27 protein-coding genes and 1 pseudogene are annotated in these 26,168 nt (G+C 74.6%); 12 read left to right on the top strand and 16 right to left on the bottom strand.

Annotation, left to right across the window (positions count from 1 at the left end):
• Positions 1–6 precede the first annotated feature (6 nt).
• Together ACH4SE_RS01810 and ACH4SE_RS01805 are read right to left on the bottom strand one after the other, a co-directional pair.
• A complete protein-coding gene (locus tag ACH4SE_RS01810; RefSeq protein WP_398541279.1) occupies positions 7–303 on the bottom strand; it encodes a type II toxin-antitoxin system VapB family antitoxin in 297 nt (98 codons plus the stop codon).
• Positions 304–380: 77 nt separating this feature from the next.
• Complete coding sequence (locus tag ACH4SE_RS01805; RefSeq protein WP_398541278.1) at positions 381–1,286, bottom strand: LysR family transcriptional regulator; 906 nt, start codon at positions 1,284–1,286, stop codon at positions 381–383.
• A gap of 201 nt (positions 1,287–1,487) precedes the next feature.
• Here ACH4SE_RS01805 and ACH4SE_RS01800 point away from each other — a divergent pair, with 201 nt between their 5' ends.
• Complete coding sequence (locus ACH4SE_RS01800) at positions 1,488–2,084, top strand: snapalysin family zinc-dependent metalloprotease (protein ID WP_398541277.1); 597 nt, start codon at positions 1,488–1,490, stop codon at positions 2,082–2,084.
• Positions 2,085–2,261: 177 nt separating this feature from the next.
• Here ACH4SE_RS01800 and ACH4SE_RS01795 read toward each other — a convergent pair whose 3' ends face one another.
• The 3 genes and pseudogenes from ACH4SE_RS01795 to ACH4SE_RS01785 all read right to left on the bottom strand — a co-directional run bounded on the left by ACH4SE_RS01795 (position 2,262) and on the right by ACH4SE_RS01785 (position 5,367).
• Entirely contained in the window at positions 2,262–3,425 is a 1,164-nt protein-coding gene (locus tag ACH4SE_RS01795; protein WP_398541276.1) for an endo-1,4-beta-xylanase, read from the bottom strand.
• 190 nt (positions 3,426–3,615) lie between these two features.
• A pseudogene (locus tag ACH4SE_RS01790) lies at positions 3,616–3,963 on the bottom strand (transposase); the annotation flags it as partial.
• Positions 3,964–4,110: 147 nt separating this feature from the next.
• Entirely contained in the window at positions 4,111–5,367 is a 1,257-nt protein-coding gene (locus ACH4SE_RS01785; RefSeq protein ID WP_398541275.1) for a metallophosphoesterase, read from the bottom strand.
• 155 nt (positions 5,368–5,522) lie between these two features.
• On the opposite strand from ACH4SE_RS01785, the gene ACH4SE_RS01780 reads away from it, so the two are divergent.
• Both ACH4SE_RS01780 and ACH4SE_RS01775 read left to right on the top strand, forming a co-directional pair.
• Positions 5,523–6,107: a TerD family protein gene (locus ACH4SE_RS01780; protein WP_398541274.1), complete on the top strand. Its 585-nt coding sequence runs from the start codon at positions 5,523–5,525 to the stop codon at positions 6,105–6,107.
• 118 nt (positions 6,108–6,225) lie between these two features.
• The gene (locus ACH4SE_RS01775; RefSeq protein WP_398541273.1) at positions 6,226–6,834 is read left to right on the top strand and encodes a hypothetical protein; all 609 of its coding nucleotides are present in this window, start codon (positions 6,226–6,228) and stop codon (positions 6,832–6,834) included.
• 34 nt (positions 6,835–6,868) lie between these two features.
• Here ACH4SE_RS01775 and ACH4SE_RS01770 read toward each other — a convergent pair whose 3' ends face one another.
• The 3 genes from ACH4SE_RS01770 to ACH4SE_RS01760 all read right to left on the bottom strand — a co-directional run bounded on the left by ACH4SE_RS01770 (position 6,869) and on the right by ACH4SE_RS01760 (position 8,484).
• Positions 6,869–7,219, bottom strand: coding sequence for a MerR family transcriptional regulator (locus ACH4SE_RS01770; RefSeq protein ID WP_398541272.1), 351 nt, complete (start codon positions 7,217–7,219; stop codon positions 6,869–6,871).
• Between the two features lie 549 nt (positions 7,220–7,768).
• Positions 7,769–8,125, bottom strand: coding sequence for an SCO5918 family protein (locus ACH4SE_RS01765; RefSeq protein WP_398541271.1), 357 nt, complete (start codon positions 8,123–8,125; stop codon positions 7,769–7,771).
• 155 nt (positions 8,126–8,280) lie between these two features.
• Entirely contained in the window at positions 8,281–8,484 is a 204-nt protein-coding gene (locus tag ACH4SE_RS01760; protein ID WP_030590130.1) for a cold-shock protein, read from the bottom strand.
• A gap of 538 nt (positions 8,485–9,022) precedes the next feature.
• Here ACH4SE_RS01760 and ACH4SE_RS01755 point away from each other — a divergent pair.
• The gene (locus tag ACH4SE_RS01755; protein ID WP_398541270.1) at positions 9,023–9,724 is read left to right on the top strand and encodes a DUF4232 domain-containing protein; all 702 of its coding nucleotides are present in this window, start codon (positions 9,023–9,025) and stop codon (positions 9,722–9,724) included.
• Here the strand turns inward: ACH4SE_RS01755 and ACH4SE_RS01750 are convergent.
• A complete protein-coding gene (locus ACH4SE_RS01750; RefSeq protein ID WP_398541269.1) occupies positions 9,694–10,689 on the bottom strand; it encodes a LysR family transcriptional regulator in 996 nt (331 codons plus the stop codon). The genes ACH4SE_RS01755 and ACH4SE_RS01750 overlap by 31 nt on opposite strands.
• 58 nt (positions 10,690–10,747) lie before the next feature.
• Here ACH4SE_RS01750 and ACH4SE_RS01745 point away from each other — a divergent pair, with 58 nt between their 5' ends.
• Positions 10,748–11,668 (top strand): serine hydrolase, encoded by a 921-nt coding sequence (locus ACH4SE_RS01745; protein ID WP_398541268.1) that lies wholly within the window; start codon positions 10,748–10,750, stop codon positions 11,666–11,668.
• Positions 11,669–11,751: 83 nt separating this feature from the next.
• Complete coding sequence (locus ACH4SE_RS01740; RefSeq protein ID WP_398541267.1) at positions 11,752–12,735, top strand: MBL fold metallo-hydrolase; 984 nt, start codon at positions 11,752–11,754, stop codon at positions 12,733–12,735.
• An 18-nt stretch (positions 12,736–12,753) separates the two neighbouring features.
• On the opposite strand, the gene ACH4SE_RS01735 is transcribed toward ACH4SE_RS01740, so the two are convergent.
• Complete coding sequence (locus tag ACH4SE_RS01735; protein ID WP_398541266.1) at positions 12,754–13,365, bottom strand: hypothetical protein; 612 nt, start codon at positions 13,363–13,365, stop codon at positions 12,754–12,756.
• 24 nt (positions 13,366–13,389) lie between these two features.
• Positions 13,390–14,529 carry a DUF4157 domain-containing protein gene (locus ACH4SE_RS01730; RefSeq protein ID WP_398541265.1) on the bottom strand — a complete coding sequence of 380 codons (1,140 nt, stop codon included), beginning with the start codon at positions 14,527–14,529 and terminating at the stop codon, positions 13,390–13,392.
• A 210-nt stretch (positions 14,530–14,739) separates the two neighbouring features.
• Here ACH4SE_RS01730 and ACH4SE_RS01725 point away from each other — a divergent pair, with 210 nt between their 5' ends.
• Positions 14,740–15,510, top strand: coding sequence for a maleylpyruvate isomerase N-terminal domain-containing protein (locus ACH4SE_RS01725; protein ID WP_398541264.1), 771 nt, complete (start codon positions 14,740–14,742; stop codon positions 15,508–15,510).
• Between the two features lie 249 nt (positions 15,511–15,759).
• Here ACH4SE_RS01725 and ACH4SE_RS01720 read toward each other — a convergent pair whose 3' ends face one another.
• Entirely contained in the window at positions 15,760–16,605 is an 846-nt protein-coding gene (locus ACH4SE_RS01720; RefSeq protein WP_398541263.1) for a helix-turn-helix transcriptional regulator, read from the bottom strand.
• Between the two features lie 187 nt (positions 16,606–16,792).
• Here ACH4SE_RS01720 and ACH4SE_RS01715 point away from each other — a divergent pair, with 187 nt between their 5' ends.
• On the top strand, positions 16,793–17,554 hold the full coding sequence (locus ACH4SE_RS01715) for an SDR family oxidoreductase (protein ID WP_398541262.1): 762 nt from the start codon (positions 16,793–16,795) through the stop codon (positions 17,552–17,554).
• A 56-nt stretch (positions 17,555–17,610) separates the two neighbouring features.
• Here ACH4SE_RS01715 and ACH4SE_RS01710 read toward each other — a convergent pair whose 3' ends face one another.
• Positions 17,611–18,576 carry an NADP-dependent oxidoreductase gene (locus ACH4SE_RS01710; protein ID WP_398541261.1) on the bottom strand — a complete coding sequence of 322 codons (966 nt, stop codon included), beginning with the start codon at positions 18,574–18,576 and terminating at the stop codon, positions 17,611–17,613.
• 125 nt (positions 18,577–18,701) lie between these two features.
• Between ACH4SE_RS01710 and ACH4SE_RS01705 the strand changes: the two genes are divergently transcribed.
• Positions 18,702–19,682 carry a GlxA family transcriptional regulator gene (locus tag ACH4SE_RS01705; RefSeq protein ID WP_398541260.1) on the top strand — a complete coding sequence of 327 codons (981 nt, stop codon included), beginning with the start codon at positions 18,702–18,704 and terminating at the stop codon, positions 19,680–19,682.
• A 43-nt stretch (positions 19,683–19,725) separates the two neighbouring features.
• On the opposite strand, the gene ACH4SE_RS01700 is transcribed toward ACH4SE_RS01705, so the two are convergent.
• From ACH4SE_RS01700 to ACH4SE_RS01690, 3 genes are all read right to left on the bottom strand, one after another.
• Positions 19,726–22,017, bottom strand: a complete 2,292-nt coding sequence (locus ACH4SE_RS01700) for a bifunctional polysaccharide deacetylase/glycosyltransferase family 2 protein (protein ID WP_398541259.1) — start codon at positions 22,015–22,017, stop codon at positions 19,726–19,728.
• 56 nt (positions 22,018–22,073) lie between these two features.
• Positions 22,074–22,610 carry a hypothetical protein gene (locus tag ACH4SE_RS01695; protein WP_398541258.1) on the bottom strand — a complete coding sequence of 179 codons (537 nt, stop codon included), beginning with the start codon at positions 22,608–22,610 and terminating at the stop codon, positions 22,074–22,076.
• A gap of 111 nt (positions 22,611–22,721) precedes the next feature.
• Positions 22,722–23,834, bottom strand: a complete 1,113-nt coding sequence (locus tag ACH4SE_RS01690) for a hypothetical protein (protein WP_398541257.1) — start codon at positions 23,832–23,834, stop codon at positions 22,722–22,724.
• Positions 23,835–24,108: 274 nt separating this feature from the next.
• On the opposite strand from ACH4SE_RS01690, the gene ACH4SE_RS01685 reads away from it, so the two are divergent.
• The 3 genes from ACH4SE_RS01685 to ACH4SE_RS01675 all read left to right on the top strand — a co-directional run bounded on the left by ACH4SE_RS01685 (position 24,109) and on the right by ACH4SE_RS01675 (position 26,115).
• Positions 24,109–24,519 (top strand): hypothetical protein, encoded by a 411-nt coding sequence (locus tag ACH4SE_RS01685; RefSeq protein ID WP_398541256.1) that lies wholly within the window; start codon positions 24,109–24,111, stop codon positions 24,517–24,519.
• A gap of 97 nt (positions 24,520–24,616) precedes the next feature.
• Complete coding sequence (locus ACH4SE_RS01680) at positions 24,617–25,195, top strand: RNA polymerase sigma factor (protein ID WP_398541255.1); 579 nt, start codon at positions 24,617–24,619, stop codon at positions 25,193–25,195.
• A gap of 5 nt (positions 25,196–25,200) precedes the next feature.
• The gene (locus tag ACH4SE_RS01675; RefSeq protein WP_398541254.1) at positions 25,201–26,115 is read left to right on the top strand and encodes a hypothetical protein; all 915 of its coding nucleotides are present in this window, start codon (positions 25,201–25,203) and stop codon (positions 26,113–26,115) included.
• The last annotated feature ends 53 nt before the right edge of the window (positions 26,116–26,168 follow it).

Genomic DNA, 26,168 nt, shown 5'->3' with positions numbered 1-26,168 from the left:
GGATTGTCAGTCCATCTCCAGGACCCGGGCGTGCAGCACCTGACGCTGCTGGAGGGCGGCGCGTACGGCTCGGCGGAGGCCGTCTTCGAGATAGAGATCACCCTGCCATTTGACGACATGTGCGAAGAGGTCGCCATAGAAGGTGGAGTCCTCGGCGAGGAGCGTCTCCAGGTCGAGCTGGCCCTTGGTGGTCACCAACTGGTCCAGCCGCACGGGTCGGGGGGCGACGTCCGCCCACTCACGCGTACTCACCCGGCCGTGTTCCGGGTACGGCCGGGAGCTTCCGATGCGCTTGAAGATCACACGGAAAGCCTACCGGTCCGGCTTGTGCGGGCGCAGCACCCCGCGCCCCCCGCCCTGCGACGGGCCCTGCGGCCGGGTCACGCGGTCGCGGCGTAGAGCAGCTCGCGGGTGGCCGGGCACGCGGCGGAGGAGGGCGGCCACACGAGCCGGAGCCGCAGGGCGGGCAGCGGCAGCGGGAGGGCGGTCAGGGCGCCCGCGGCGAGGTCGGCGGCGACGGCGAAGGCGGGCAGCAGCGCGACGCCCACCCCCTGCCGGGCCCAGGCCCGCATGACGGCGACGCTCCCGGCCTGCACGCGCTCGACCCCGGGCCCGAAGATACGGCGGCCGGCGAGGGCGAAGGAGCAGGTCGAGGTGTTGTTGACGAGCAGGCGGCGGCCGTCGAGATCCGCCGGGGCCAGGCCCGCCGGCGCGGCGGCCAGCGGGTCGGCGGGGGCCGCGACCAGGACCAGCGGGACGGGGTCGAGGTCGAGGAAGTCCAGCTCCGGGCCGGGCGGCACGGCGAAGCCGAGGTCGCCGAGGGTGTCCCCGGTGTCGAGCAGCAGCGCCGCGTCCAGCTCCCCGGTGCGTACGGCGGCGAGCAGCGCGTCCCGCGACGCCTCCGCGCGCACCTCGGCGGCCAGCCCGGGCCGCCGGGCCGCGAGCCGGTCCAGGATCTGCGGCACCAGCTCGGCGGCAACGGACTCCAGCGCCCCCAGCCGTACGAGCGCCCCCTGCCGCGCGGCGGCGTCCGCGGCGACCACCTCGTGGCGCGCCCGCTCCGCCTGTTCCAGCAACCGCCGCGCCCACCCCGCCAGTTCCTCCCCCGCCGCGGTGGTCCGCATCCCGCGCGCCCCCCGCTCGAAGAGCCGCACCCCGAGGTCCCCCTCCAGGGTCCGCACGGCCTGCGACACCGACGAGGGGGCCATCCCCAGCCGGACGGCGGCCTCCGTCACGCTGCCAGCGCGCACGACGGCCTCGAAGCTCCTCAGTTGCCGCAGTTCCACCGCTTCCCCCCTCCGTGCCCGGTCACCGTGCCACCGTATCCGGCGGCCCCGGGCCGCCTGCCCGCCGCGGACCGGACGCAGGCTCCGCCGGGATCCGGCCGAATCCACCCGGGTCGTGCGCGGTAGTTGTCATGGACGCGACTTAAGTGGTGCGCTTGTGGCCCACGGGGACGGCGAGAGCTGAGGAGGGGTACGAGGCTCATGATCAAACGAACAGCCGCCGCGGCGGCGCTGACCACGGCCGTGCTGGCCGTCATCACCACCGGCACCACCCCGGCGCAGGCCGCGCCGCGCACGACCACGGCGGTGGTCACCCTGACCTATTCCGTCAGCCAGGCAGGCCAGTGGGCGGGCGCCATCGCCCAGGGCGTGCAGAACTGGAACGCCGCGCTGCACAACGTGCGCTTCCAGCAGGCGACGTCGTCCGCCCCCGCCGACTTCGTCTACAAGGCCACGACCGGCTGGCCCCAGACGACGCTGGGACCCGTCTTCCCGGGCCGCAACCGCGGGCAGGTGCAGCTGGGCCAGGAGGCGGTGGCCGAGGGGTATGACATGACGCGGATCGCCGCGCACGAGACCGGCCACATCCTCGGGCTCCTCGACGACTACAGCGGGCCGTGCACGGAGCTGATGTCCGGCCACGGTCCCGGGACGTCGTGCACCAACGCCGTACCGGACGCCGCCGAGGCGGCGCAGGCGGACCGCAACTACGCGGTGGGCGCCGCGGCGTTCCGTCCCGACCACGAGCAGGTCGTGATCGACATCTGGGCGGCGCCGGCGTCCGCTCCCGCCCGCTGACCGGCGGCGCACGGCAGCCGTACCGGATGACGCGCGCGCTCCCGGGCGGCCGCCGGGCCGGTGGTCCGCGGCGGGACCCCGCGCCCGCGGCCCGGCGTCCCCGGCATCGTGCCGCCGGGGACGCCGAGGGCCCCGGTCGTCAGGTGACCGGGGCCTCGGGGCTGTTCGGGGGCGGGGTTACTCGCCGCTGCCCACCGGGCCGTGCTTCTTCGTGCCGGCCGCGGCCTGGAGGTCCTGCTGGAGCGTGGAGTAGACGGGCTTGGGCTTCAGGTTGACGTCGTAGAGGAGGCCGTAGCCCTCGCCGCTGAAGGTGCCCGGGATCCAGGAGTCGCCGTCGTAGACGCCCCAGGCGGTGAAGGAGATGCACTGGCTGACGAGTTCGCAGCCCTTGAGCAGCTCGGAGAACTCGTACGGCTGCGCGAACTGCGCGAGCGAGTCGGTGGGCACCTGGGTCGCCGGGTCGTCGACGAAGGTGCGCACGTCGGCCTCGGTGATGGCGACCTTCAGGCCGAGGTCGGCGTAGGCCTGGAGGTCGCCCTGGTAGCGCTGGGCGTCGAAGCCGTACTGCGTGTCGAGGTGGCCCTGCTCGCCGATGCCGTCGATCGGGACGCCCTGCGCGCGCATCTTCTTGACGAAGTCGTAGACGGCCTGGAACTTGACGTTCGTGCCGTCCTCGCCGGTGATGTTGTAGTCGTTGTACATCAGCAGCGCCTTCGGGTCCGCCTGGTGCGCCCAGCGGAAGACGTCGGCGAGCACGCCCGAGCCGAGGTGCTTGACCCAGAAGTCATCGGCGTTCAGGCCGTCGGGCTGCGGGGTCTCCCAGGAGTTGGCGAAGGTCTCGTTGACGACGTCCCACTGCCAGATCTTGCCCTTGAAGTGCGTGACCTCGTCGGTGACGTGCTTGTGCAGGATCTCGCGCAGCTGCGCGTCGCTGATGGTGCCGTTGGAGACGCCGGTGGTCAGCCAGGACGGGATCTGGTTGTGCCACATCAGGGTGTGGCCGCGGACCTCCTGGCCGTTCTTCTGCGCGAAGGCGACGAGGTCGTCCGCGGCCTTCCAGTTGTAGACGCCCTGGCTCGGCTCGATGGCGTCCCACTTCATGGCGTTCTCGGCCGTGACGACGGAGAACTGCTTGGCGACGACGTCGGTGTAGGCCTTGTTGCTGCCCAGCCGGCTGGCGTCGACGGCGGTGCCGAACCGCAGCCCCTGCTTCGACGCCAGCGCCCGCAGGGAGGTGTCGGCCGGCTTGCCGTCTCCGTGGGCGACGGCGATTGCGGCCGGAACGAGCATGACGGCGGCGGCACCGGCAGCGACGACCGCGGATCTGCGTCGGAGCTTCACAGCAGACTCCCGGGGAGTGAGTGGTCTCGAAAGTTTCGGACCGATGTTCGATCGGAGCTGAAAGCTAGCCCCGCTGTTCTGGGGGAGTCAATGACGCTGCACGGCTCAAATTCGACGGATTCGACGTCTCATTAGGTGAGGGAATCCGCGCCGGTGGCCCGGCCGTACGGCTGCGGGCGGCCGGTCAGTCCTGCCGCGCCGCCGCGCGCGCGGCCACGGCGTCGACCGCCCCGCGCGACCAGGCCAGCTCGGCGGCCGGGCCGCGCGCCTCCCGCAGCAGGGGCCGCAGCCGGTCCCAGACGCGCGCGCCGCTCCACTCGGCGAAGCGCCGGTGCGCGGTGGGCCCGGAGGGCCCGAAGACCGGCGGCAGTTGCCGCCAGGCGCAGCCGGAGGTGGCCACGAACACGATCGCGGCCAGCACCTCCCGGTCGCCGTGCCGGCGCCGGCCGCCGCCCTGCGGCCGGGTGGGCGCGTCCGGTGCCACGCGCTGGAAGGCCTCCCACAGCGCGTCCGGTACGAGCCGCTCCACGATCGTCACGGCGTCAGGTTAGCGCCGGCGCCATATGAGATGAGTCCGAGGTGTCTCCCCGGTGTTAATTGCCCCTGTTTCGTCACTCGGTGGTGACATCGAAACTTTCGAATCTGCGGCCGATCCCGGCTCCGGACTCCGGTCGGCCCGGGCCCGTCAGGCCCCGGCGCCGCCCGCGCGCAGCGTGAGCACGGTGATCTCGCTCGGCGCGAAGACCCGGAAGGGCGGGCCCCAGAAGCCGGTGCCGCGGCTGGTGTAGAGGCGCGTGCGCTCGCCGTGCCGGCTCAGGCCCTGCACCACCGGCTGGTCGATCCGGACGAGGAAGTGGAAGGGCCAGATCTGGCCGCCGTGCGTGTGGCCGGAGATCTGCAGGTCGACTCCCGCGGCGGCGGCCTGCGCCACGTACTTGGGCTGGTGCGCGACGAGCAGCACCGGCCGCCCGGGGTCGGCCCCCTCCAGCGCGCCGTGCAGGTTGGCCCGGTGGCCGGCCAGGCCCGAGGACTCCGCGGTCACGTCGTCGACGCCCGCGAGCACGAGCGCGTCACCGCCGCGCTCCACCACGACGTGGCGGTTGTGCAGCGGCTCCCAGCCCAGCTCCGCCATGCGGTCCAGCCAGCCCTGGGCCTCGCCGAAGTACTCGTGGTTGCCCGTGACGTAGACCTTCGCGAGCCGCGCCCGTACCGCCCCGAGCGGCGCGGACTGCGCGCGGCGCTGCACGGGTGTGCCGTCGGCGATGTCCCCGGCGTGCACGACGACGTCCGCGTCCAGCGCGTTGACCGCCTCCGTGACCCGCGCCGACCAGCCGGCCCGGTCGATCGGCCCGTAGTGCGTGTCGGCCAGGACGACCACGCGGATGCCGTCGAGGCCCCCGCCGAGCCGCGGGAGCGGGACGTCCACCCGCCGTATCCGCGGTACGCGCATGGCCTCGTGGTGGCCCCACGCCAGCAGCACGGCCGCGACCGCGGCGACGCCCACCGCGAGCGCCCGCGCCCGGCCGGCGCCCCCGGCCCCGAGCCCGACGAGCACGAGGTGCACCAGGCCGGCCGGCACCGACCAGGCGAACAGCACCCACACCACCCCGAGCGTGGTGTCCGCGACGCGCGACGCCCGGTCGTTGCGCCGCCGCCCGTGGCCCGCCGCCATCAGGAACGGGAAGGCGAGCAGCCCGGCGCCGAAGACGGCCGTACCGGCGGCGAAGACCGGCAGCGGCCAGCCGGTGCCGAAGGCGAAGAGCGTCGCCCACGGCAGCCCGAAGAGCAGCGCGAGCACGAGCAGTACCACCACCGTGCGCAACCGCGGCCGCGGCGACCGCCGCTCACTCCTGGCGCCCTCGGGCGGCCCGTCCGCCGCCGCGGTAGCTGCGCCCGCCGCGGTGCCTGCGCCCGCCGCCCGGATGGATTCGCTCTCAGCCACTGGCCCGCCCCTCGGTTCCGCCGCCCTGCCGTCCACCCCATCATCCGGCACCCGGCCGGCGCGGTCGGCGGTTCCCGCGGGCCGGTGGAGGACAAGGGCGCGGAGCAGCGGGCAGACTGCACCTGGCGCAGTGCCAACCGACAAGGGGACCGAGCATGATCACGCTGAAGAAGGACGACGAGCCCGCGGACCTGGGCGGGGTCACCCATCTGTCCATCGGGGTGTCCTGGGATCCGTCCGCCGGGAGCAGCGGCGGCCTGATGGGGAAGATCCGCCAGAAGTCCGGCACCGACCTCGACCTGATCGCGATAGCGATGGCGGGCGCCGAGCCGGTGCGGCTGGCCGGGCTGGACTCCCTGGACCCCTTCGGCAACGGCGCCCTGGTGCACAGCGGCGACAACCAGACGGGACGCGGCGACGGCGACGACGAGACGGTGACCGTCGTGTTCGACAAGGTGCCGGACGCCGTCACGTCCATCGTCTTCGTCGCCGCCGCCTACAAGAAGCGCAGCGCCTTCCAGAACGCGCGCAACGTCAGCTTCAAGGTCTACGACGCGACTGGCGGCAGCGCCCAGCAGGTCGCCGACATCTGGCCCAGCCTGCTCACCACCGACAACGGCTGCGCGGTGGCCAAGGCGGTGCGGGAGGGCGCGGCCTGGAAGCTCCAGGTGATCAACGAGACCGGGAAGATCAAGCAGGGGGACGAGCAGGCGCTGATGCGCTTCGCGATGAGCAAGTAGCCGTCCCCGGCCGCACCGGGCGGTACGCGCCGCAGGGGGCCCGCCCGGCCCCGGGCCCCCGCGGGCGGATCGCCGGGCGGGAGTTCCGGCGTCCCCCGCGCACCCGTAGGCTCCGGCCATGGCACTGAGACCCGACGAATTCCACGCCCGGGCGCTGAGCGTCGCGGACGGTGAGTCCCGGCTCCCGCTGTCCCGTATGACGGGGTGGGACATCAGCCCGTTCGAGCAGGAGGGCCTGCGCGTTGCCCCGCTGCGCCCGCCCGTGCTGCCCGAACCGCCCCGGCACGGCGAGGACCCCGCGGACTGCGGCTCGTGCCGCGAGCGGGACGAGGGCATCTGGCTCGACGACCGCTGGCGGCTCACCCGCATCCCGAAGGTGGGTGTGCCGCTGGTACTGATGCTGCACCCGCGCGACCACCACGACCTCGACGACCTGCCCGACGACCTGGCGGCCGAGCTCGGCGTCCTCACCGCCCACATCGCCCGCCACGTGCAGGCCCTGCCGCACATCGCCCGCTGCCACGTCTACCGGATCGGCGACGGGGGCGCCCACCTGCACATCTGGTTCTTCGCCCGTCCCGAGGGGCAGGCCCAGCTCTACGGCTCGTGGATGGTCGTCTGGGACGACCTGCTCCCCGAATACCCCGAGGACGTCGCGGCCGCGGACGCGGCGACCGTGGCGGACGCGCTCGTCGCCTCGTACGGCGGCCACCGCCCCGCGTCCTGACCCCCGCCGGCGCCGCCCCGCCGGACGCGGGCGGTCAGTCGGCTTCGGGGCGGGAGGCGGTGGACGCCGCGTCCGCGGCGCGGCGGTACTCGGCGTTGATGCGCTGCGCCTCTTCGAGCTGGTCCTCAAGGATCACGATGCGGCACGCGGCCTCGATGGGGGTGCCCCGGTCGACGAGCTCGCGGGCCCGCGCGGCGATCCGCAGCTGGTAGCGGGAGTACCGGCGGTGCCCGCCCTCGGAGCGCAGCGGTGTGATCAGCCGGGCCTCGCCGATGGCCCGCAGGAAACCCGGGGTGGTGCCGAGCATCTCGGCGGCCCGGCCCATGGTGTACGCGGGGTAGTCGTCGTCGTCCAGACGATCGCTGAGCGGAGTATCTGCTGCCATGTCACCTCGTAGTGCAACGCGTCGAGGGGCCCCGGCGCCGTACGGCACCGGGGCCCCGAAGGAAATTGAACACCATCCGTCGGCCCTCAGGCGGCGCCGACCTCATGTTTCCGCTCCGCTGCCCGGCGACGGGCGGGATACGGGGATCGCGGCTGCGTGACCGGGGACCACCATCCAATCCGGGCTCTTGCGGCACCCGGCCGGGGCTTCCCGGACCGGGCGATGCTGACGGGGCCCCTTGACCCGCGGGCCGCCCGGTGCGGCCCCCAGCTCCGTCGCCGTCCTTCGACAACCGTGGCTTCGGAGCTCCGGGGCCGCACCGACCTGCGTACTTCCGGTACTGCTTCCCGGCAGTTCGTCTCTACCGGGCTGTGCTCGACTGTGTTGACACCTCAAAGGCTAACCACCCCCGAGGCGAATGTCTACTCTGACGAGAGTAGATTTTGGCGCACAAGGATCACAGTTAACCTTTGGCCCATGACGACAGGAGGGCCCCGCCGGCACGTGCCGGCGGGGCCCTCCTGAGGTGCGGCGGTCTCCCGCCCGTTGTCACTCCTGCGCGAAGCCCGGGCCGGTGCCCCCGAGCAGCGCCGATGCCGTCTCCAGCGCCGATGCCGTCTCCAGCGCCGACGCCGTCTCCGGCGACGCCGCGGACGGCGCGGGCGCGGCCTGCTCCTGCGGGTGGCAGGTGAACCCGAGACGGGTCATGGCGCGGACCACCTCGCCGTCGGTGAAGTCGCGGGGGTCCTGGCGGGTGAGGACCTTGCCCACCTGCTTGACCGGATACCGGCGGCGGCCGATGGCCACCGACCCCCCGGTGACGGGTTCGGGGGTGACCCCCTTCATCGAGGCCAGCACCCCGCTCCTACTCAGCTCGAACGCGTAACGGGCGATGACACAGCGCATGATGCCTCACAGGGGGAGAGAACGGTCCGACCGGGCGGGGGCGGGCCGGCCGCCGGCGCGGGGCCCGGCGTCAGACGCCCGGAAATGCAGCGAGCCGGGGCCCGCACCGGCGAAGGTGCGGGGCCCCGGCGGCGACGTACGCGTCAGAGCTGCGGTCAGGCGGGAACGATGTTCTCCGCCGTCGGGCCCTTCTGGCCCTGAGCGATGTCGAACGACACCTTCTGGCCCTCCAGCAGCTCGCGGAAGCCCTGGGTGGCGATGTTCGAGTAGTGGGCGAAGACGTCGGCGCCGCCGCCGTCCTGCTCGATGAAGCCGAAACCCTTTTCGGCGTTGAACCACTTCACGGTTCCAGAAGCCATGTCAATTCTCCTTCTGAGGCGGTACCGGAAATCGCCCTGTGCGAATTCCGTGTCGCCATGGTGATTACCTCGTCCGGAAAAAAAGCGTCTGGCAACCACGTCTGCAACTGGGTTCGACGGTAGCACGGTGCGACCGGGCCCGCGCGGCGCATTTCTGTGTCTTCGCCGATGCCTGAGGAATACTTGCCGCGCCCCGCGGCTAATTCTCATGCCGCGGGCACAGATATTCCTTTCGGCCGGAGGGCGCCCTTCGGGCCGTGCGCGCCCGCACGGATCGGCCGGGCGGGACGGCGGCGGGGCGGGGACCGGGGCGGGCGGGCGCGCACGGCCCCGCGGTGCCCGTACCGGCCCGCAGTCCGGCCCCCGGCGCCGGTGCGGGCGGTGCCGAACGGAGGTGCCGCCGCGATGCCACCGTTCGGTGACCACTGTCACAGGCGCGCCACAGGGGCAACCGGACACCGGAGGGGCGCGTGGAAAGATCACGTACGGCCGAGCAACGTGGCGGATACAGCCACGTCCCGCCCATGGAGGAGTTCTGATGATCATGCAGCTGCGCAACCGGCGACTCGCGGCGACCGCGGGCATGGTGCTGTGCGCGGGTGCGGCGCTCGCGGCCTGCCAGGGGGGTACGTCGGGGGACGACGCCGCCGGGAAGGACACGCCGACCGCGGTGGCGACGGCCACCGGCACGTCGGCGCCCGCGCCCGGCGCCACCACCACCGCCACCTCCACCCCGGCCTCCGCCCCGGCGACGAAGGCCGCCGACGGCGGGAGCAGCGGCTCCTCCGGCTCCTCCGGCTCGTCCGCCACGCGCTGCCGGACGGCCGACCTCGGCTTCTCCTTCGCCCCCGGCAGCGGTGCCCAGGCCGTGGGCAGCCAGGGCGGGATCGGTGTGGTGCTGACCAACAAGGGCGGCGGCGCCTGCACCCTGCAGGGCTTCCCGGGCGTCGACATCGTCAGCAGGAGCGGGACGCACTGGTCGCTGACCCGGCAGGCCAAGAGCGCCGGCAAGGTGACCGTCAAGCCGGGCTCCGCGGCCTCCTTCGAGATCACCTACCTGCCCTTCGACGAGGGCGACTCCGGTGGCTCCGTGGCCTTCCACGCGGCGAGCATCCTGGTGACCCCGCCGGACGAGACGCACTCCGCCACGCTGAAGTGGGACGGTTTCGCCGACGTCATGGACCAGAGCGGCGCCACCCACCCGGGGACCTACGTCGGCCCCGTGGTGGCGGGCGGCTGACGGACACCCTCGAAGACGACCGACCAGGGCCGCGGCCCGCCGGCGCCGTCCGGCGCGGCCCGGCGGGGCGGTGCGGCCGCGCCGCCGCCGGTGAGGGCGCGCGCGGCGGTACGGGCGAAGGCGGGCGCGGCCGGGTGCCCCGAGCGGCGCGGCCAGACGGCGGACATCCGATGGCGCAGCGGGCGGCCGGCCAGCGGCCGCCACGCGGTGCGGGGCTCCTTGGCCGCGGTGCGGCCGTCGTCGAAGGCCACCCCGTGGCCCGACGCGACCAGCCCGAGGAGGAACTCGGGGGTGCCCGCGTGCCGGACCGCCGCCGGGGTGAACCCGGCGGCGCGGCAGGTGGCGAGGATCTCGTCGTACCAGCCGGGGGCCGCGGACCGCGGGAAGATGACCAGGTCGTGGCCGGACAGCTCGGCGAGGCCGACCTCCGGGCCCAGGGCCGGCGCCGAGCCGCGGTGCAGGACGACCCCCCAGTCCGTCTCGGCCGCCGGGCCCGTGACCAGGTCGTCCGCGGGGTCCAGCGGGTGGTGGAGCAGCCCGGCGTCGAGCCCGCCGGACCGCAGCAGCCGCAGCTGCTCCGCCGCCTCCTGCTCCTGCGGCTCGACGAGCACGCCCGGCAGGTCACGGGCGCAGGCGGTGAAGAGGGCGTGCAGCGCCGCCGCCGACGTCTGCGGCGGTACGCCCACGCGCAGGGTCTCCGGTTCCCCGGCGCCGGCCATCGCCGTGCGCAGGTGCTGCTCGGCCGCGAGGAGCGTGCGGGCCTCCGCCAGCAGCACCTCGCCCGCGGGCGTGAGGCGGACGTTCCGGCGTGACCGGTCGAAGAGCTCCGCGCCCAGATGCGCCTCCAGCCGGCGGACGGACTGGCTGAGCGGCGGCTGGGCCATGCCGATGAGGTCGGCGGCGCGGCTGAAGTGCAGTTCCTCGGCGACGACGACGAAAAGGCGCAGGTGGCGGAGGAGGTCCACACCGCGAGCCTATGTGATCATCCGAGGGGTGCGGGAGCGGATCCGGAAGGTGCGGGGAATGGACACGGTCGGGGAGCGCGTCGCCGGGGAGACGGTCGAGGAGCACGTCACCCGGGTGCTCGCCGGGGCCGGGGCCACCGTCCGGCTGCACGCCGTCGACGTGCACGGCGGCCGGGAGATCGCCGTGGCCGCCGACGAACAGGTCGTCCTGGCCTCGGTGGCCAAGATCCTGATGGTGCTCGAATTCGCCCGGCAGGCCGGCGCCGGGCAGGTCGACCCGCAGGAGCGGGTCGTGCTCACCGCCGCCGACCGGCTCGGCGGCTGGGGCGTCGCCGGATGCGCGGACGACGTCACGATGTCGCTGCGCGACCTCGCCTACCTCGCGATGTCCGTGAGCGACAACACCGCGGCGGACGCCCTGCTGCGCCGCGTGGGCCTGGACACCGTACGGCTGCTCGCCGCCGAACTCGGGCTGCGCCGCACGCGTGTGCTGGGCGGGCCGCGCGAGCACCTGGAGTCGATGTTCGAGGACGCGGGCGCCCGGGACGCGGCGGAGTTCGCCGAGCTGTACCCCGGCCTGGAGCCGCACCGGGTGCGCGGCTTCGCGGCGCTGGACCCGGCGCGTACGACCTCCGCCACCGCCCGCGACGTCACCACCCTGCTGCGGCTGATCTGGCAGGACCGGGCCGGACCCGCGGCCGCGTGCGCGTGGGTGCGGGAGCTGATGTCCCGGCAGGCCTTCCGGCACCGCCTCGCCTCCGGCTTCCCCGACGACGTGCGCGTCGCGGCGAAGACCGGGACGCTGCCGGGCCACCACATCGAGGCCGGTGTCGTGCACTACCCGGACGGCGGCCGGTACGCGGTCGCGGTCTTCGCCGAGACGGCCGGGCTCGCCCCCGTGCAGACGGCGGTCGACCGGGCGATCGGCCGCGCGGCACGGATCGCCGTGGAGGGCCTCAGGGGCGCACCAGCCGCCTGACCAGGACTGATATCGCCGCGGATATCACAGCGGAGGGTGATCGGTCTTGGACACGGCGCGGTCGCCGGTGCTGTGCTCCTCCCATGAGCGCGACGAGAGACCAAGGATTCCCCCGGCGGCGGCTGCTCAGGACGGCCGCCGCGGGAGCGGTGGCGGCGGGTGCGGTGGCGGCCGGGGCGGCCGCCCCCGCGTCGGCCGCCGCCCCGGCCGCCGGGCCCGCGGACGCCACCGCGGACGGCGTCACCTTCCGCTGGTTCGGCACCAGCGGCTGGCGTATCGACATCGGCGCACGGACCGTGCTGGTCGACCCGTACCTGACCCGTTTCCCCACGGGGCTGTTCACCAAGCCGTTCAACGCGAACACACCGCTGACCACGAACGAGGACCTGGTCACCGGGCACGTGGGGAGCCCGGAGCTCGTCCTGGTCACCCACAGCCACTGGGACCACTTCAGCGACGTCCCCTTCATTGCGGCCACGACGACCGCGCAGATCGTCGGCACGGAGACGACGTACCACCTGCTCAGGGCGTACGGCGTCGACCCGGCCCGGATCATCGTCGTCAAGGGCGGCGAGGTGCTCGACTTCGGGGGCTACGCGGTGCAGGCCGTCGCCGCCCGCCACAGCAGGAACGCCGCCCACGGCTACTTCGCCCCCGGCACCCTCCACGGCACCGCGGTCCCGCCGCGGCCCGAGACGATCGCGGACCTCCCGGAGGGCGACACCCTCGCCTTCCACGTGAGCGTCGACGGCGGGCCCTCGGCGTTCTTCATGGGCGCCAGCGACTTCAGCGAGCGCGACACGGCGGGACTGCGCCCCGACGTGGCGATGATCGCCCCGCCGACCAGCACCTCGACCCGCACCTACGTCCCGCGCCTGCTGACGGCGCTGGGCTGCCCGCGCACCGTCGTCCCCGTCCACTGGGACAACTTCGAGACCTCCCTGACCGAGCCGCCCCGGCGCGATCCGGCGGTGGACTGGGACGCCTTCCTGCGCCAGGTGGGCACGGCCTCCCCGCAGTCCCGCGTGGTGGTGCCCGAGTACCTGACGCCCTACCGCTTCGTCTGACGGCGGCCCGGCCGGGCCTCAGCCCCCGGCGGGCCGGAAGAGCGTGTCGTCGTGGTCGGGGAAGATCACCGGCATCGCGCGGCGGAAGGCGGCGACCTCGGCGCTGTCCTGCAGCTCCCGGCACAGCGTCTGCGGCCAGTACCAGAAGCCGCGGGAGGCGAGCAGCCGCTCCAGGTACGCGCCGAAGCCGTAGCCGGTGTCGTACAGCTCCTCGCCGAAGTAGTGGTAGTGGACGGAGCCCCGGGGCGGGACGAACGCCGCGCACGCCTCGGGGACGAACATGTCGAAGGGCTTCACGTCGCGGTACTCCCGGTCCTCCGCCGAGTGCCAGGTGACGCCCTGCCAGTCGCCGAAGACCTCCCGCAGCGGCAGGACGTTGACGAGGCCCTGGTCCGACAGGTCGCCGTGGCGCAGTTCGGGGACGGTGTGCCGCCAGGTCAGGCGCACCGCCCCGACCTCGCGGTAGAAGTCCTCGACGCCGTCCGGGAGGCGGCCGCCGGCCAGGCGGAGGGCGAGGTCGATGTCGGAGGACGGCGTCGGCGGCGCGACGTCGGCCTCCACGAGCTGGACGCGCGGGTTGCGCTCCAGGTCGGCGATCATCGCGTCCAGCCGGGCGCGGGGGGTCGTCACGTACGTCTCCTTCTCGGGCGCGGACTAGAGGCGGTTGTTCTCGATCTCCCAGGCGTCGCCGTAGAGTTCGGTGCCCGCCGTGTCGTAGACGGTGTACTCGGCCTCGACCTTGCCGGCCAGCTTGGCGGCGTAGTTGGCGTCGATGTCCGACTCCACCGCGCTCGGCAGCGGCGCGAAGTCGCTGCCGGCGGGGTGGGTGCCGTAGTCGGCCGTCACGGCGTACTCGACCACGTTGCCGTTGGTCAGCACCTCGGCCTTGACGCTCTTCTCGACCTTCGCGTGGTGGGCGGAATTCGCGGACTTGCAGAGCGGGGTCAGGTTGCTCATGGTGTTGCCGGGGCCGCCGACCTGCTCGTTGAGCAGGTGCCCCTGCACCATGTACTTGGCGAACCAGTCGGCGGTCGCGCCGCTCCCGGTCGGCCACCAGGACGGCTGGACGCTCGGCCTGGAGCCCTTGCCGAGCTGCCCGGGCCACAGCTCGGCGTGCATCGAGGTGCCGACGCCGTTGCCGTTCAGGGCGCCGTAGGTGACGTACGGCTTCCCGGTGAAGGCGCGCTGCACCGCCGGTCCCGGCGCGGCGGACCGGGCCCGCGGGGCCGCGGGGCGGCCGGTCCGGGCCATCGCCCGGCTCAGCACGCGGCCGGCGTTCGCCTCGGCGGCGCGCTCGAAGCGGTCGGACGGGTCGCTGACCGCCAGCCCGTCGCCGTGGTCGGTGCCGGCCACCGGCCCCGAGCGCTGCTGGATGACGTGCGTGAGCTCGTGGGCCAGCGTGTGCTTGTCGCCGCCGTCGCGGCCCAGCACGATGTGCTCGCCGGAGGTGTACGCGCGGGCGCTGATCTCGGCGGCCGAGCGGGCCGCGGCCGCGCCCTCGTGGATGCGCACGCCGCTGAAGTCGGCGCCCATCCGGGCCTCCATCTCCGCGCGCACGTCCTCGGCGAGCGGCCGGCCCGGCGACCGCAGCACCTGGTGGACGGCCGAACGCTGCACGGACGGGCCCGCCTGCCCCTGCCGCCCGAGAAGCCGTACGACGGCGGCGTTGCCGATGGCGCGCTGCAGCCCGCGCACCGACTGCAGGTGCGGCGCCGCAGCCGGCTGCCGCGCGTCCGGGCGGGCGTGTTCACGGTGCTCGGACTTGCCCTGCGATCGCTGTTCGTGCGTGTGCACATCCACCTCCTGGACAGGCGGCCCGGGCCGGGGTCGCGGCGTGCCACAGCCGGTGTACGACGATACGCGGGTACGGGGCAAGGACCGCGGGGGCAGTGCCGGGGCAGCCGTCGCGCCCTCGCACGGGGGCCGGTGCCGGCGCCGGGGCCGACCGGGGGGAAGGCCGGGCAATGCGTTTGGCGCGTGGCGGGGGAGGGGTACCGGTGCCGCGTGAACCAGGCAGAGATCGACGACGTCCTCCCCGAACTCGCCCCGTTCGTCCACGCGGTGCAGGGACGGCGACCCGACGACGGGACGTGGTGCGAGGGCTGGACCGTACGCGACGTGCTGGTCCACCAGACGGGGAACGCCGAGGAACTGGCCCGCGTCCTGCACGCGTTCCACGCCGGCTCCCCCGTCGAGACCAGGGGGTTCGAGCGCGAGGCGCCCTTCCGGCGGATGTCCGACGCCGAGCTGTGGGCGGCCTTCCGCGACCGGTGCGAGCGGCTCGCCGAGGTCACCGCCGACGCCGCGCAGGGCCTGGCACCCGACACCGAGGTGACGTGGACCGGCCGCACGGTGACCGTGCCGTTCTTCGCCGAGCACATGCGCGAGGAGCTGATCCTGCACCGCTGGGACCTGACCGGCGACGACCGGACGGCCCTCCAGGCGCTCAACGCCCCGTGGATGACCGAGCACAGTGTGGTGTCCGTGGGCCGGCCCCTCCTGGAACGGGGCCGCACCACGCTCGACCTGGGATCCGAGGGGCGCATCGAGGGCCGGCTGCGCACGCCGGGCACGGACGACGTCGTCGTCACCGCCGACGCCGGCGGGACCAGCATCCGCCTCGCCCCGCCGGAGGGCCCCGCCACGATCGAGAGCGACCCCGCCGCCCGCGTCCTGCTGCTGTGGGGCCGGCGGCCCGCGGACCCGTCCCGCTGGCACAGCTCGGCGGGCCCGGGCGCCCTGCTCCGTCTGCGCTCGCTGCTCGCGGGCTACTGATCCCCGCGAGCAGCGGCACCGGCCGGGGGCCGGGAGCGGCGGCCGCGCGGTCCGGCCGGGAGGCGGCGGGTGCCCCGGGCCGCAGCGGCGGCGCCACGGGCGGGACGTGGCGGCCCGGCCCGGCGGTCGGTGCCGCCGCCGACAGGCGTCAGCGGCGCTCGGCCCCCCGCCCCACCGGCGGCCGCGGGCGGACCGGCGCCGCCGCACGCCTGCGGCCTCCTCGCCGGTCCCGGCGTGGCCGCGGCGGCGTCAGGGACCGGGCGGCGGCGTGCCGGCGGAGCCGGTGTGCGAGAGCGTGGCGAGCAGCCGCAGCTTCTCGTCGCTGTCGCTGTCCCTGTCGGGGTAGTAGACGACGAGGAGGACGTCGTCGACGGGGAGTTTGTCGCGGTGCAGGCGCAGTTCACCGACGACGGGGTGGTGGACGGTGACGGTGCCCCCGCCGAGCGCGCGGACGTCGTGGCGGGCCCACAGGATGCGGAACCGCGCGCTGGACAGAGCCAGTTCTCCGACGAGCTCGACGAAGCGGGGGTCGTCGGTGTCGTCCCCGACGGTGGTGCGAAGGGCGGCGACGAGATCGGCGGTGGCCTTCTCCCAGTCCTGGTGGAAGGCCCGTTCCTCGGGGTCGAGGAGGAGGGAGCGCAGCCGGTTCCGGCCGGGCTGCAGGCGGGGGGAGAGCGCGACGGCCATGGGGTTGGAGGCCAGGACGTCGAAGGCGCGCCCCTCGACGAACGCGGGGATTCGGAGGTGCGCGAGCAGCTCGTGCACCCGCGCCGGTACGTGCTCGGGCCGCTTGCGGCGCGGCGCCCGGGGGCGGCCCGCCGTGAGGCCGAGCAGATACGTCCGCTCGACGTCGTCGAGCTGCAGGACGCGCGCGAGCGATTCGAGGACCTGCGGTGAGGGGTTGTTGTCGCGGCCCCGTTCCAGGCGCAGGTAGTAGTCGGGACTGATCCCCGCGAGCAGGGCGACCTCCTCCCGGCGCAGGCCGGGCACGCGGCGGTTGCCGCCGGGCGGGATCCCCGCCTGCTCCGGGGAGACCAGCTCGCGCCGGGCACGGAGGTAGCTGCCGAGCCGGTTGCCGGTTTCCCCGTCCTTCATACCGACACCGTAATCCCGTGCGCGTCTCCCGACGGGGGCCCTGGCAGGACCAGGGACAACGGGGGCCCTGCCGCATCCGGAGCAGCCCGTCGAGACTGCAGGAGCGCTGCTGCGCATCAGGCAGGGCGCCACCGTCCGCGCCGCGGGTCCGCACACCGGCGGCGCGACCGTCTGAAGGGAAGACCTCGTGGACCTCTCCCACCGCACCGTTCTCGTCGTCGGCGGAACCTCGGGTATCGGGCGAGAGCTGGCCCGGCGGTTCGCCGCGGCGGGCAGCACCGTGGCCGTCGGCGGCCGCAACCCGGAGGCACTCGCGGAACTCGCCGGGGAGGGCTTCGGCACGGTCCGTGTCGACGTCACCGACGGCGCCTCCGTCGCCTCCGCCCGTGACACCGTGCTCGCGCGGTACCCCGGGCTGGACACCGTGGTGACGATGTCGGGCGTCATGCTCCTGGAGGACCTGCGCGACCCGGCGCACTTCGAGGCGGCGGCCACGACGATCGAGACCAACCTGCTCGGCACCATCCGGGTCGTCGACGCCTTCACCCCGCACCTGGTCCGGCGCGGTGAGGGCACCATCGTCACCGTCACGTCCGGCATCGCCTTCCTGCCCTTCCCGCCCATGCCCAGCTACGGCGCCTCGAAGGCGGCGGTGCACGCCTACTCCGAGGCCCTGCGCGCGCAGCTCGCCGGTAGCGGTGTCGCCGTCGTGGAGCTCGTCCCCCCGGCCGTCGCCACCGCGGGCCAGGAGAAGGTGAACCCGCACGCGCTGCCGCTGGACGACTTCGCCACGGAGGTCGTGCACCTGCTCTCGCAGGAACCCACTCCCGACGAGATCCTCGTGAAGGGCGTCCTGATGCACCGCTGGGCCGAGCGCGACGGCACCTACGGCGACCTCGTCGCCCAGCGCTCCCAGGCGCTGGCCATGCTCCCCGGCCGCCGGGGCTGAGCCCGGCGGCCGCTTCAGGAGGCCGGGCACGCCGTCGGCGACGGCCCGGCGGGCCGTCAGTCGCCGAGGGTGAGGACGATCTTGCCGCGGGTACGGCCGGTCTCGACGCGGAGGTGGGCCGCGGCGGCCTGCTCCAGCGGGAAGGTCTCCTGCACCTCGACGGTGACCTCGCCGGCGTCGATGAGGTCCGCGATCGTGGTCAGCGCCGCGGCGTCGGGCTCGACCAGGTACGCGGTGACCCGTACGCCGGCCGCCTCGGCGGCCCGGGCCAGCTCGGGGGAGACACCGGCCGGGACGGCCACCAGCAGGCCGCCGGGGCGCAGCACCTCCAGGGAGCGGGTGCTGGTCCGGTCGTGGGCGTCGCCCACCAGGTCGATGACGACGTCGATGTCCTTGACGGCGTCCTCGAAGGGGGCGGCGGTGTAGTCGACGGTCTCGTCGGCGCCGAGTTCCCTGAGCCAGGTGTGGTGTGCGGCGCGGGCGGTGGCGGTCACGTGGGCGCCCAGGTGGCGGGCGAACTGGACGGCGAAGTGGCCCACCCCTCCGGCGGCGGCCGTGATCAGGACGCGCTGGCCGGCCTGGACGTGGGCGGTGTCGACCAGGGCCTGCCAGGCGGTCAGTGCCGCCAGCGGCACGGCGGCGGCGTGCACGTGGTCGAGGGTGGCCGGCTTGCGGGCCCACTGGCGGGCCGGTGCGGTCACGTACCGGGCGTAGCCGCCGGCGGCGCGCGGGAACCACGGCATGGCGTACACCTCGTCGCCGGGGGCGAGCGTGGTGACGCCGAAGCCGACCTCCTCGACGACACCGGAGACGTCCCAGCCCAGGATCAGCGGGAGGGTCTGGTGCCCCGCCATGCCCTGGCCCTCGCGGGTCTTCCAGTCCACCGGGTTGACGCCGGCGGCGTGCACGCGCACCAGCACCTCGGTCGGCAGCGGCTCGGGGCGCGCGACCTCCTCGACCGTCAGCACCTCCGGCCCGCCGAACCCGCCGACGGTGACAGCCTGCATGGTGCGCTCGCTCATCGTGTCCTCACTCCTGTCCGTCCCATCTGGTTCCACCGGGACCGCGGTCCCGGTGGAACCAGAGTGGGACGTGCGCGGGGACGCGGGTGAGTGGCCGGAAGGCCGACTGTCGTACCATTCCGGCCATGACGCACCGTGTTGCCGTCCTCGCCCTCGACGGAGTCCTGCCGCTGGACCTGGGCATCCCGGCCCGGGTGTTCAACGAGGCCCGCGCACCGGACGGGACCCCGCTGTACTCGGTCGTCACCTGCTCCCTCGGCGGCCGGCCGGTACGCACGCACGAGGACTACAGCATCGTCGTCGACCACGACGAGTCGGCGCTGGAGACCGCCGACACCGTCGTCCTCGCCACGCAGGAGCCCGGCGAGCACCTGCTCGCGACCGGCACGGTGTCCGGGGAGCTCACCGCGGCACTGGACCGGATAGGACCGCGGACCCGCATCGTCAGCCTGTGCACCTCGGCCTTCCAGCTCGCGGCCGCCGGGCTGCTGGACGGCTGCCGGGCCACCACGCACTGGGCGCTGTGCGACGCGCTGGCACGGCTGTTCCCCGCCGTCGAGGTCGATCCGGACGTGCTGTTCGTCGACAACGGGCGCATCCTGACGTCCGCCGGAGGAGCCGCCGGCATCGACCTGTGCCTGCACCTGGTCCGCCTGGACCACGGGGCGGCGGTGGCCTCGGCCGCCGCACGGCGCTGCGTCGTGGCGCCGTGGCGCGAGGGCGGGCAGGCGCAGTTCATCGAGCACCCCGTACCGCAGGACACCGGCCGTTCCACCTCGGCGACCCGGCAGTGGGTGCTGGACCGGATGGCCGAGCCGATGACGCTGGAGGACATGGCCCGGCACGCGCACATGAGTGTGCGCACCTTCACCCGGCGCTTCCGCAGCGAGGTGGGCAGCAGCCCGCTGAAATGGCTCGGGCAGCGGCGGCTGGCCCACGCGCGCCTGCTGCTGGAGACCACCGACCTGACCGTCGCACGGATCGCCACCGCCAGCGGCTTCGGCGACCCCGTCGCCCTGCGCAAGCACTTCTCCAGCCACCTGGGCCTGTCACCGCTGGCCTACCGCCGGGCGCACCACGCGCCGGAGCCGGAGGCCTCGCGCTGAGCCGTCGGCGGCCGCCGTCCGCCGCGCCCGCGCCGGAAGCGGCTCAGCGCCCGCCGCCCCCGTGGGGGCCCGGTCCGTGGTGGGGCGGAGCGCCGTCGCCGGGCCCGGGGGACAGGCCCGGGGTACGGCCGCTGCGCAGGTAGGTGACATCGCCCGCGCCGGCCGCGCCGCGCGCTTCGTTCAGCCAGCTCTCGGCGAGATCCGGCCCGGCCGCGGGGCGGCCGGGCGGTGCGGCGGCGGGCACGGTGGCGGGCACGGTGAGGCTGCCGTAGCGCTCCATGCGCTGCCACCGCAGGCGGCTTCCCGCGAGGGCGGTGGCCACCGACTGGATGACGACCAGGTACATCAGCTGCCGGTAGACGAACTGCTGGAGGGGCAGCGTCCACAGCGGCCCCGGCCGCTCGCCGTCCAGCGCGAAGGCGTAGGCGCTGATGAGGGTCTGCAGGAGCAGGAAGGCCACCCACAGGCCGATGATGCGCAAGGGGTCGAGGAACACCAGGCCGTAGACGGCGAAGACGTCGACGACCGGGGCGACCAGCGGCAGCAGCACCTGGAAGAGCAGCAGGTAGAGCAGTCCGCGGCGGCCGAGCTTGCCGGCCTGGCCGGTGGAGACCACGGCGCGGCGGTGCTTCCACATCGCCTGGAGCGTGCCGTAGCACCAGCGGTAGCGCTGCCGCCACAGTGCGCGGAGGGAGGCCGGCGCCTCGGTCCAGGCGACCGCGTCCTCCTCGTAGACCACCCGCCAGCCCTCGCGGCACAGCGCCATGGTCAGGTCGGTGTCCTCGGCGAGGGTCTCGTCGCTGACCCCGCCGACCCGGAGCAGCGCGCTGCGCCGGAAGGCGCCCACGGCGCCGGGGACGGTCGGCATGCACTGCCCGAGGTCGAAGAGCCGCCGGTCGAGGTTGAAGCCGACGACGTATTCGATGTGCTGCCAGCGGCCGAGCAGCCCGCGCCGGTTGGCGACCTTGGCGTTGCCGGACACCGCGCCGACGCGCGGGTCGGCGAAGGGCTGGATCAGTGTGCGCACCGCGTCCGGCTCGAAGACGGTGTCGCCGTCGACCATGACCAGCAGTTCGCAGGAGGCCGCGGCGATCCCGGTGTTGAGTGCGGCGGGTTTGCCGGCGTTCTCCTGCCGGATGACCCGCACGCCGGGCAGGCGGAGGGATTCGACCAGGTCGGCGGTGCCGTCGGTGGAGCCGTCGTCGACGACGAGGACCTCGACCGGGTGGTCGGAGGCGAGCAGGGAGCGGACCGCGGCCTCGATACCGGCGCTCTCGTTGTAGGCCGGGACGATGACGGTGACCGGCTCGGTGACCGGGGGCCCCCACGCCCTGCCACGCCGCCTGACGTGCCGGCGCGCGGCGGCCACCACGGCGGCCGCGCGCAGCACGGCGAGCACCCCTGCGGCGAGGAGCAGCCAGCCCAGGATCCGCAGCGTCCACCTGCTCGCGGTGAGCGTGCCGATCAGGGCGAGCCCGAGCCAGTGGTCGCCGGTGCCCGCCGGGTGCACGGCCTGCGGCAGGCCGACCGCCTCCGAGACGGTGGCGAAGCGGTAGCCGCGTGCCGTCAGCTGCGGCAGCAGCCGGTCGAGGGCGGCGACGGTCTGGGAGCGGTCGCCGCCGCCGTCGTGCATCAGCACGATCTGCCCGGCGCTGCCGTGCGGGGTGGCGTGGGCGACGATCGCCTCCGCTCCGGGCCGCTGCCAGTCCTCGCTGTCCTGCGTGCTGAGCACCGTGAGGTAGCCGTGCCGCCCGGCTGTCTCGACGGACTGCCAGTCGCGGTCGTCCAGGGCGTCGTTGCCCGACGAGTACGGGGGGCGCAGGAGGTAACTGGTCTGCCCGGTGGCGCCGGCCAGGGCGAGCTGGGCCTCGCGCAGCTCCAGCGAGCGCTGCCACGCGGGGATCGCGCCGAGGTCGGCGTGGGTGAAGGTGTGGATGCCGATCTGGTGGCCGTCGGCGAGGATCTGCCGCACGAGGGCGGGGTGTTGCGCGACCTCGGTGCCGACGACGAAGAACGTGGCGTGCACGTGGTGGCGGCGCAGCACGGCGAGGATCTGCGGGGTCCACCGGGGATCGGGGCCGTCGTCGAAGGTCAGGGCGATGGTGCGGGCCTTGGGGCGGGCGGTCCGGGCCGGCGTCACCGCGCTGTCGATCACCGGGCCGCCGTGGCTGGCGGCCGTGGGCACCTGGCTCGCCGGTCCGCCGCCGGAGCCCGCGGCGTCGTCGCCGATGCCGAACATGTGCTCGGTGTAGCCCTGGACGAGGAGCGTGCCGCCCAGGGTGAGGATCAGCACGGTCAGCAGCAGCCAGTGGGTGCGCAGCGTTTTGTTGCGCACGACCCCGCGCCGGCCGTGCGGGCTGTGGCGCCTGGCCGGCGCCTTCCTCCGGCGGCTCATCCGCGGCCGTGCCCGGTGTGGGTGGGGACGGGGTGGGTCGCGGTGCTCCGGCCGTGGGTCACGGTGGGGGAGGCGGTGGCGGACGGCCTGGCGGTGGCCGCGGTGGTGCTGCCGGACGCGGACGGCTGCGCCGCGGCGGGCGCGGGGGACGTGGAGCCGGCCTTCGCGCGGGCGGTCGGCGTACCGCCGGCGGACGCCGCGTCGCCCGCCGTCGGGGGCGTGCGGTGCGCCGGGCCGGGCGCGGCGTGCCGGGGGGTCGCCGCGCCCGGCCCGTGGCCGGGCGCGGCCGGCAGCGGCAGGTACGGCGAGTCGACCGAGGGCCCTCCGAGGGCGGTGCTCAGCAGGAGCGCGACGTAGCCGGCCGCGGGTACCGCCAGGAGGCATCCGAGCCGCCTGACCCGGCGCTGGCGCCGCCCCGAGGGGTCGAGGAAGACCGGCCGGGCGGCTTCGGGGGAGCCGGCCGACCGGTGCCTTCCCGTGCCGGGGGGCCGGGTGGTGGTGCCGGAGGGGTCCTGCGCTGTCTCGGGCTGCACAGCCGCGCACCTTACAAGAGGCCCGCCGCGTAGGCGATGCGGCGGACATTTCCGGATGCGCCCGCTTCCGCCGGTGGTCCCGGCGCCGGGGGGCGGGGCGGGCGCACCGTGTCAGCTCTGCCGGAGCGGCGGCATCGGCAGCGGGATGCCGAGGGTGGTGGCGCCCGTACCGACGCCGCCCTCACAGGAGTTGGGGGGCGCGGTCGTCACCCCGCGGGTCGAAGGGCGTTCGGCGGCCCAGAACATGTAGCCGAGCAGGCCGGTGGTGGTGCCGGCGCCGGCCGGAGCCGCGTTCCGGGTCCAGGAGGACGTGGCGTTCGTCACCGAGGAGGAGAAGTCGTTGCACTCCGGCCGGATCCGGGAGCCCTCGGCGATGTAGAGGCTGCCGGTGAACTTCGCGGGGGCCAGCGGCGGGATGGCCGGACTGTAGTTGGTCTTGCCGGCCAGGTGCTCCTGCCAGTTGGACTCCGCGGCGTCGGCTGAGGGCTGCTTGCTCGGCACCATGGCGTTGGCGTAGTCCAGGACCGGTTTCGCCGTGGTGAGCCAGTTGGCGGTGGCGTACTGGTCGAGGTCGATCAGCCAGCGGTCGCCGGCGGCGACGTCGATGGTCAGGCGGGCGGCCGGGTCGGCGCCGGAGGCGTCGTAGGGGTGCGCGGCCCGGTAGGCGTCGATGAAGGCCTGCAGCCCGGTGACGTTCGGCCCGGAGCTCTGCTCGTAGTCGATCTCGATGCCGACGCCGAGCTGCGAGGCGAGTGCGGCGGCCTTCTGCCCGAGCAGGGCCGGGTTCTGGGCGAGGGCGGTGTTCCAGTCGTCGGTGTAGGTGATGCCGCCGATCGAGAGCATCACGCGGATGCCGCGGCTGGTGAAGTAGTCCACCACGGCCTGGTTCATGCCGACCGGCACACCGTTCGCGTTGCCGCTGTTCGTGGTGCCGTTGAGCAGCGTGAGCGGGTTGACGAAACTGAGCACCACGAGGTTGACGGAGGGGCGGCCGTCGCCGCGGTCGACCAGCCAGTGGTTGGCCCGGTCGAAGTCGGCCATGTCGCGCACGGTGGCCCAGGTGCAGGCGTCGTCGCTGCAGTGCCAGGCGCCGTAGACCTGCGGGGGCGTCCCGCTCGCGGCGCCGGCCGGCGTGGCGGGTGCGGCCACCGGCACGAGCGCCGCGGAGGCGGCGAGGGCGGCGGCGGCCACCCAGGACTTCACATTTCCGAACGGCACACGCATGAACGCCTCCTGGCGATCAGGTGGTTCTCCGTGAAGGGGTGGCACACGGTGGCGGATTGGTCTGGACCTTGTCAAGACGGCACCCGTACGCGGGCATAGGCGGACGTCCGGGACGGAACCGCGCCGGGCGAGAGGCCCCCGGACGGCCGCCGCTCCCCGCCCGCCGCAGGTCAGCGGGTGTAACGCTTTGGGCGACCGCTACGTCCCCTGTTCTACGCGCATTCCCGCGCGAAACCGGTGGTCGGGAGGGAGAGGCGTGGGGGCGGATCGGACGGTGGACGTGCCCGTGGAGGCCGTGGAGCCCTGCCCGCGGTTGGCGGCCCGCCTGGTGGAGACGGTGCGCGAGCGCTCCGGGCTGGGGCTCGACTATTCGGCCGGGAGCCTGGCCCTCGTCGACCGCATGGTCGACGGCCTGCGCCAGGGGCGGCGGCAGGCCGCGGACCTGGCGCCGACCCTGAGGGCGCTGGGCGCCTACACCGGAGAGGTGCTGGTGCGGGCGACCGGTGCGGTGTGGGTGGAGTTCGACGCCGACCAGCAGGCTATCTTCGGACAGCCGTTCGGCATTCGTACGCCCGACGGCCGGCTGTGGAACCCCCTGGGTAAAACCGTCAAACGCTATGAGAACGGGCCGCAGGACAGCCTGCGCCTGTTCTGCCTCGCGGTGGTCGGCAGAACGAGGGGCTAGTTCCGCGGCGCAGAACGGGCAGACTGCTGACGCCGGCGGCGGACACCACCGGGCCGGTGGCCGACGAGCACGATGAGGACGGGTGGCGGGAGCGCGGTTGCCCCGGCGGAGCGCGACGGACGAGGCGGCGTTCGCCGCTGCCCTCGCACGGGCCCGCGAGGGCGACGAGGCGGCGTTCGCCACCGTCTACCGGACGGTCAACCCGCGCCTGGTCGGGTATCTGTACGGACTCGTCGGCCACGACGCCGACGACGTCGCGGCGGAGACCTGGCACGACGTCGTACGCGGCCTGAGCGGCTTTCGCGGCGACGGGCCCGCCTTCCGCGCCTGGGCGGCGACGATCGCCCGGAACCGGGCACTGGACCACCTGCGCAGGATCAAGCTCCGGCCGCGGACCACGGAACTCGAGGACGCCGCCGCGGACCCCCCGACCGAGCGGGATTCCGAGGGACTGGCCCTGGAGAACCTCTCCACCGCCCACGCCCTGTCCCTGATCGCGAAGCTCCCCCGCGACCAGGCCGAGGCCGTACTGCTGCGGGTGATGCTCGGACTCAACGCCCCCATGGCCGCCCAGGTCCTGGGCAAGCGGCCCGGGGCGGTCCGCACCGCCGCCCACCGCGGCCTCAAACGCCTGGCAGAGCACATGCGCCGCACCGGCGGCACCGAGGAGAAGTGACGACGATGACCACCAACGGGCGCCCGGAGCCGCGGGAAGGCTCCGACCCCGGCCTGACCGGTGACCTGTCGGGGAGGCACCGGGCCGGACCGGAAGGGCGGCCCGGCCGGCTCGACGCCGGGACGGCGGAGCGGCTGCTGGACGGGGACCCCGGCACGCCCCACGGCGACCCGCCGACGGCGGAGCTCGCCCGGCTGCTGTCCGCGGCCGTCGAGGAGGCCGATGCCCTGGCCGGGAGGGCGGACGACGAACGGCTCCTGCTCCAGGCGTTCCGCGACGCCTCGCGAGCCGGACGGACGCCGGCCGGCACGGAGCGCCGCCCTGCACGGTGGCGGCGCGCGTCCCGCCCGACGAGAGCGCTGGTGGGCGGCCTCGCCGCGGCGTCGGTGCTCGGCGGGGTGGCGATCGCCGCCCAGACCGGGACGCTGCCGCATCCCTTCCGCTCCGGGAACGGCACACCGGTGCAGAGCCATGCTCCGGACCCGGTGTCGCCCTCGCCCGGCCCCCCGGGCGCTTCCGGTTCCGCACGGCCCACCGCCTCGCCGGACCCGGCAGCGCCCGGCACTTCCGCAGGATCCTCCGCGCACCCTTCCGCTCCCGGGGCGAGCGCCCCCGCGGTGCCGAGCCTCAGGGGCCTGTGCGCCTCCTACACGCGCGCCTCCCAGCACGGCGAGCACCTGGGCGCCACGGCGCAGCACCGCCTGGAGACCGCCGCGGGCGGTTCCGCGGAGGTCGCCTCCTACTGCGCGCGGCTGACCGGCGGCCAGACGCCCGACCACGGCAGGGCGGCGCCCCCGGCGGCAGGCGCCGCGCCGCCCGCGCCGCCGGCCTCCGCGCCGCAGACCCCCGCGCCCCGCGCCTCCCGGCCTGCGGCGCCTGGGGTCGCCTCCGGCCACGCGAAAGGTCATGGCCGCGCCTGACCATGGGACCGGGCCGGAAGGGAGACCCCCCTTCCGGCCCGGAGTTTCGGTGT

The organism is Streptomyces sp. NPDC020983, assembly GCF_044333485.1.
In the GTDB taxonomy this organism is placed as follows: domain Bacteria; phylum Actinomycetota; class Actinomycetes; order Streptomycetales; family Streptomycetaceae; genus Actinacidiphila.
This window is presented reverse-complemented; position numbering and strand designations above follow the sequence as displayed.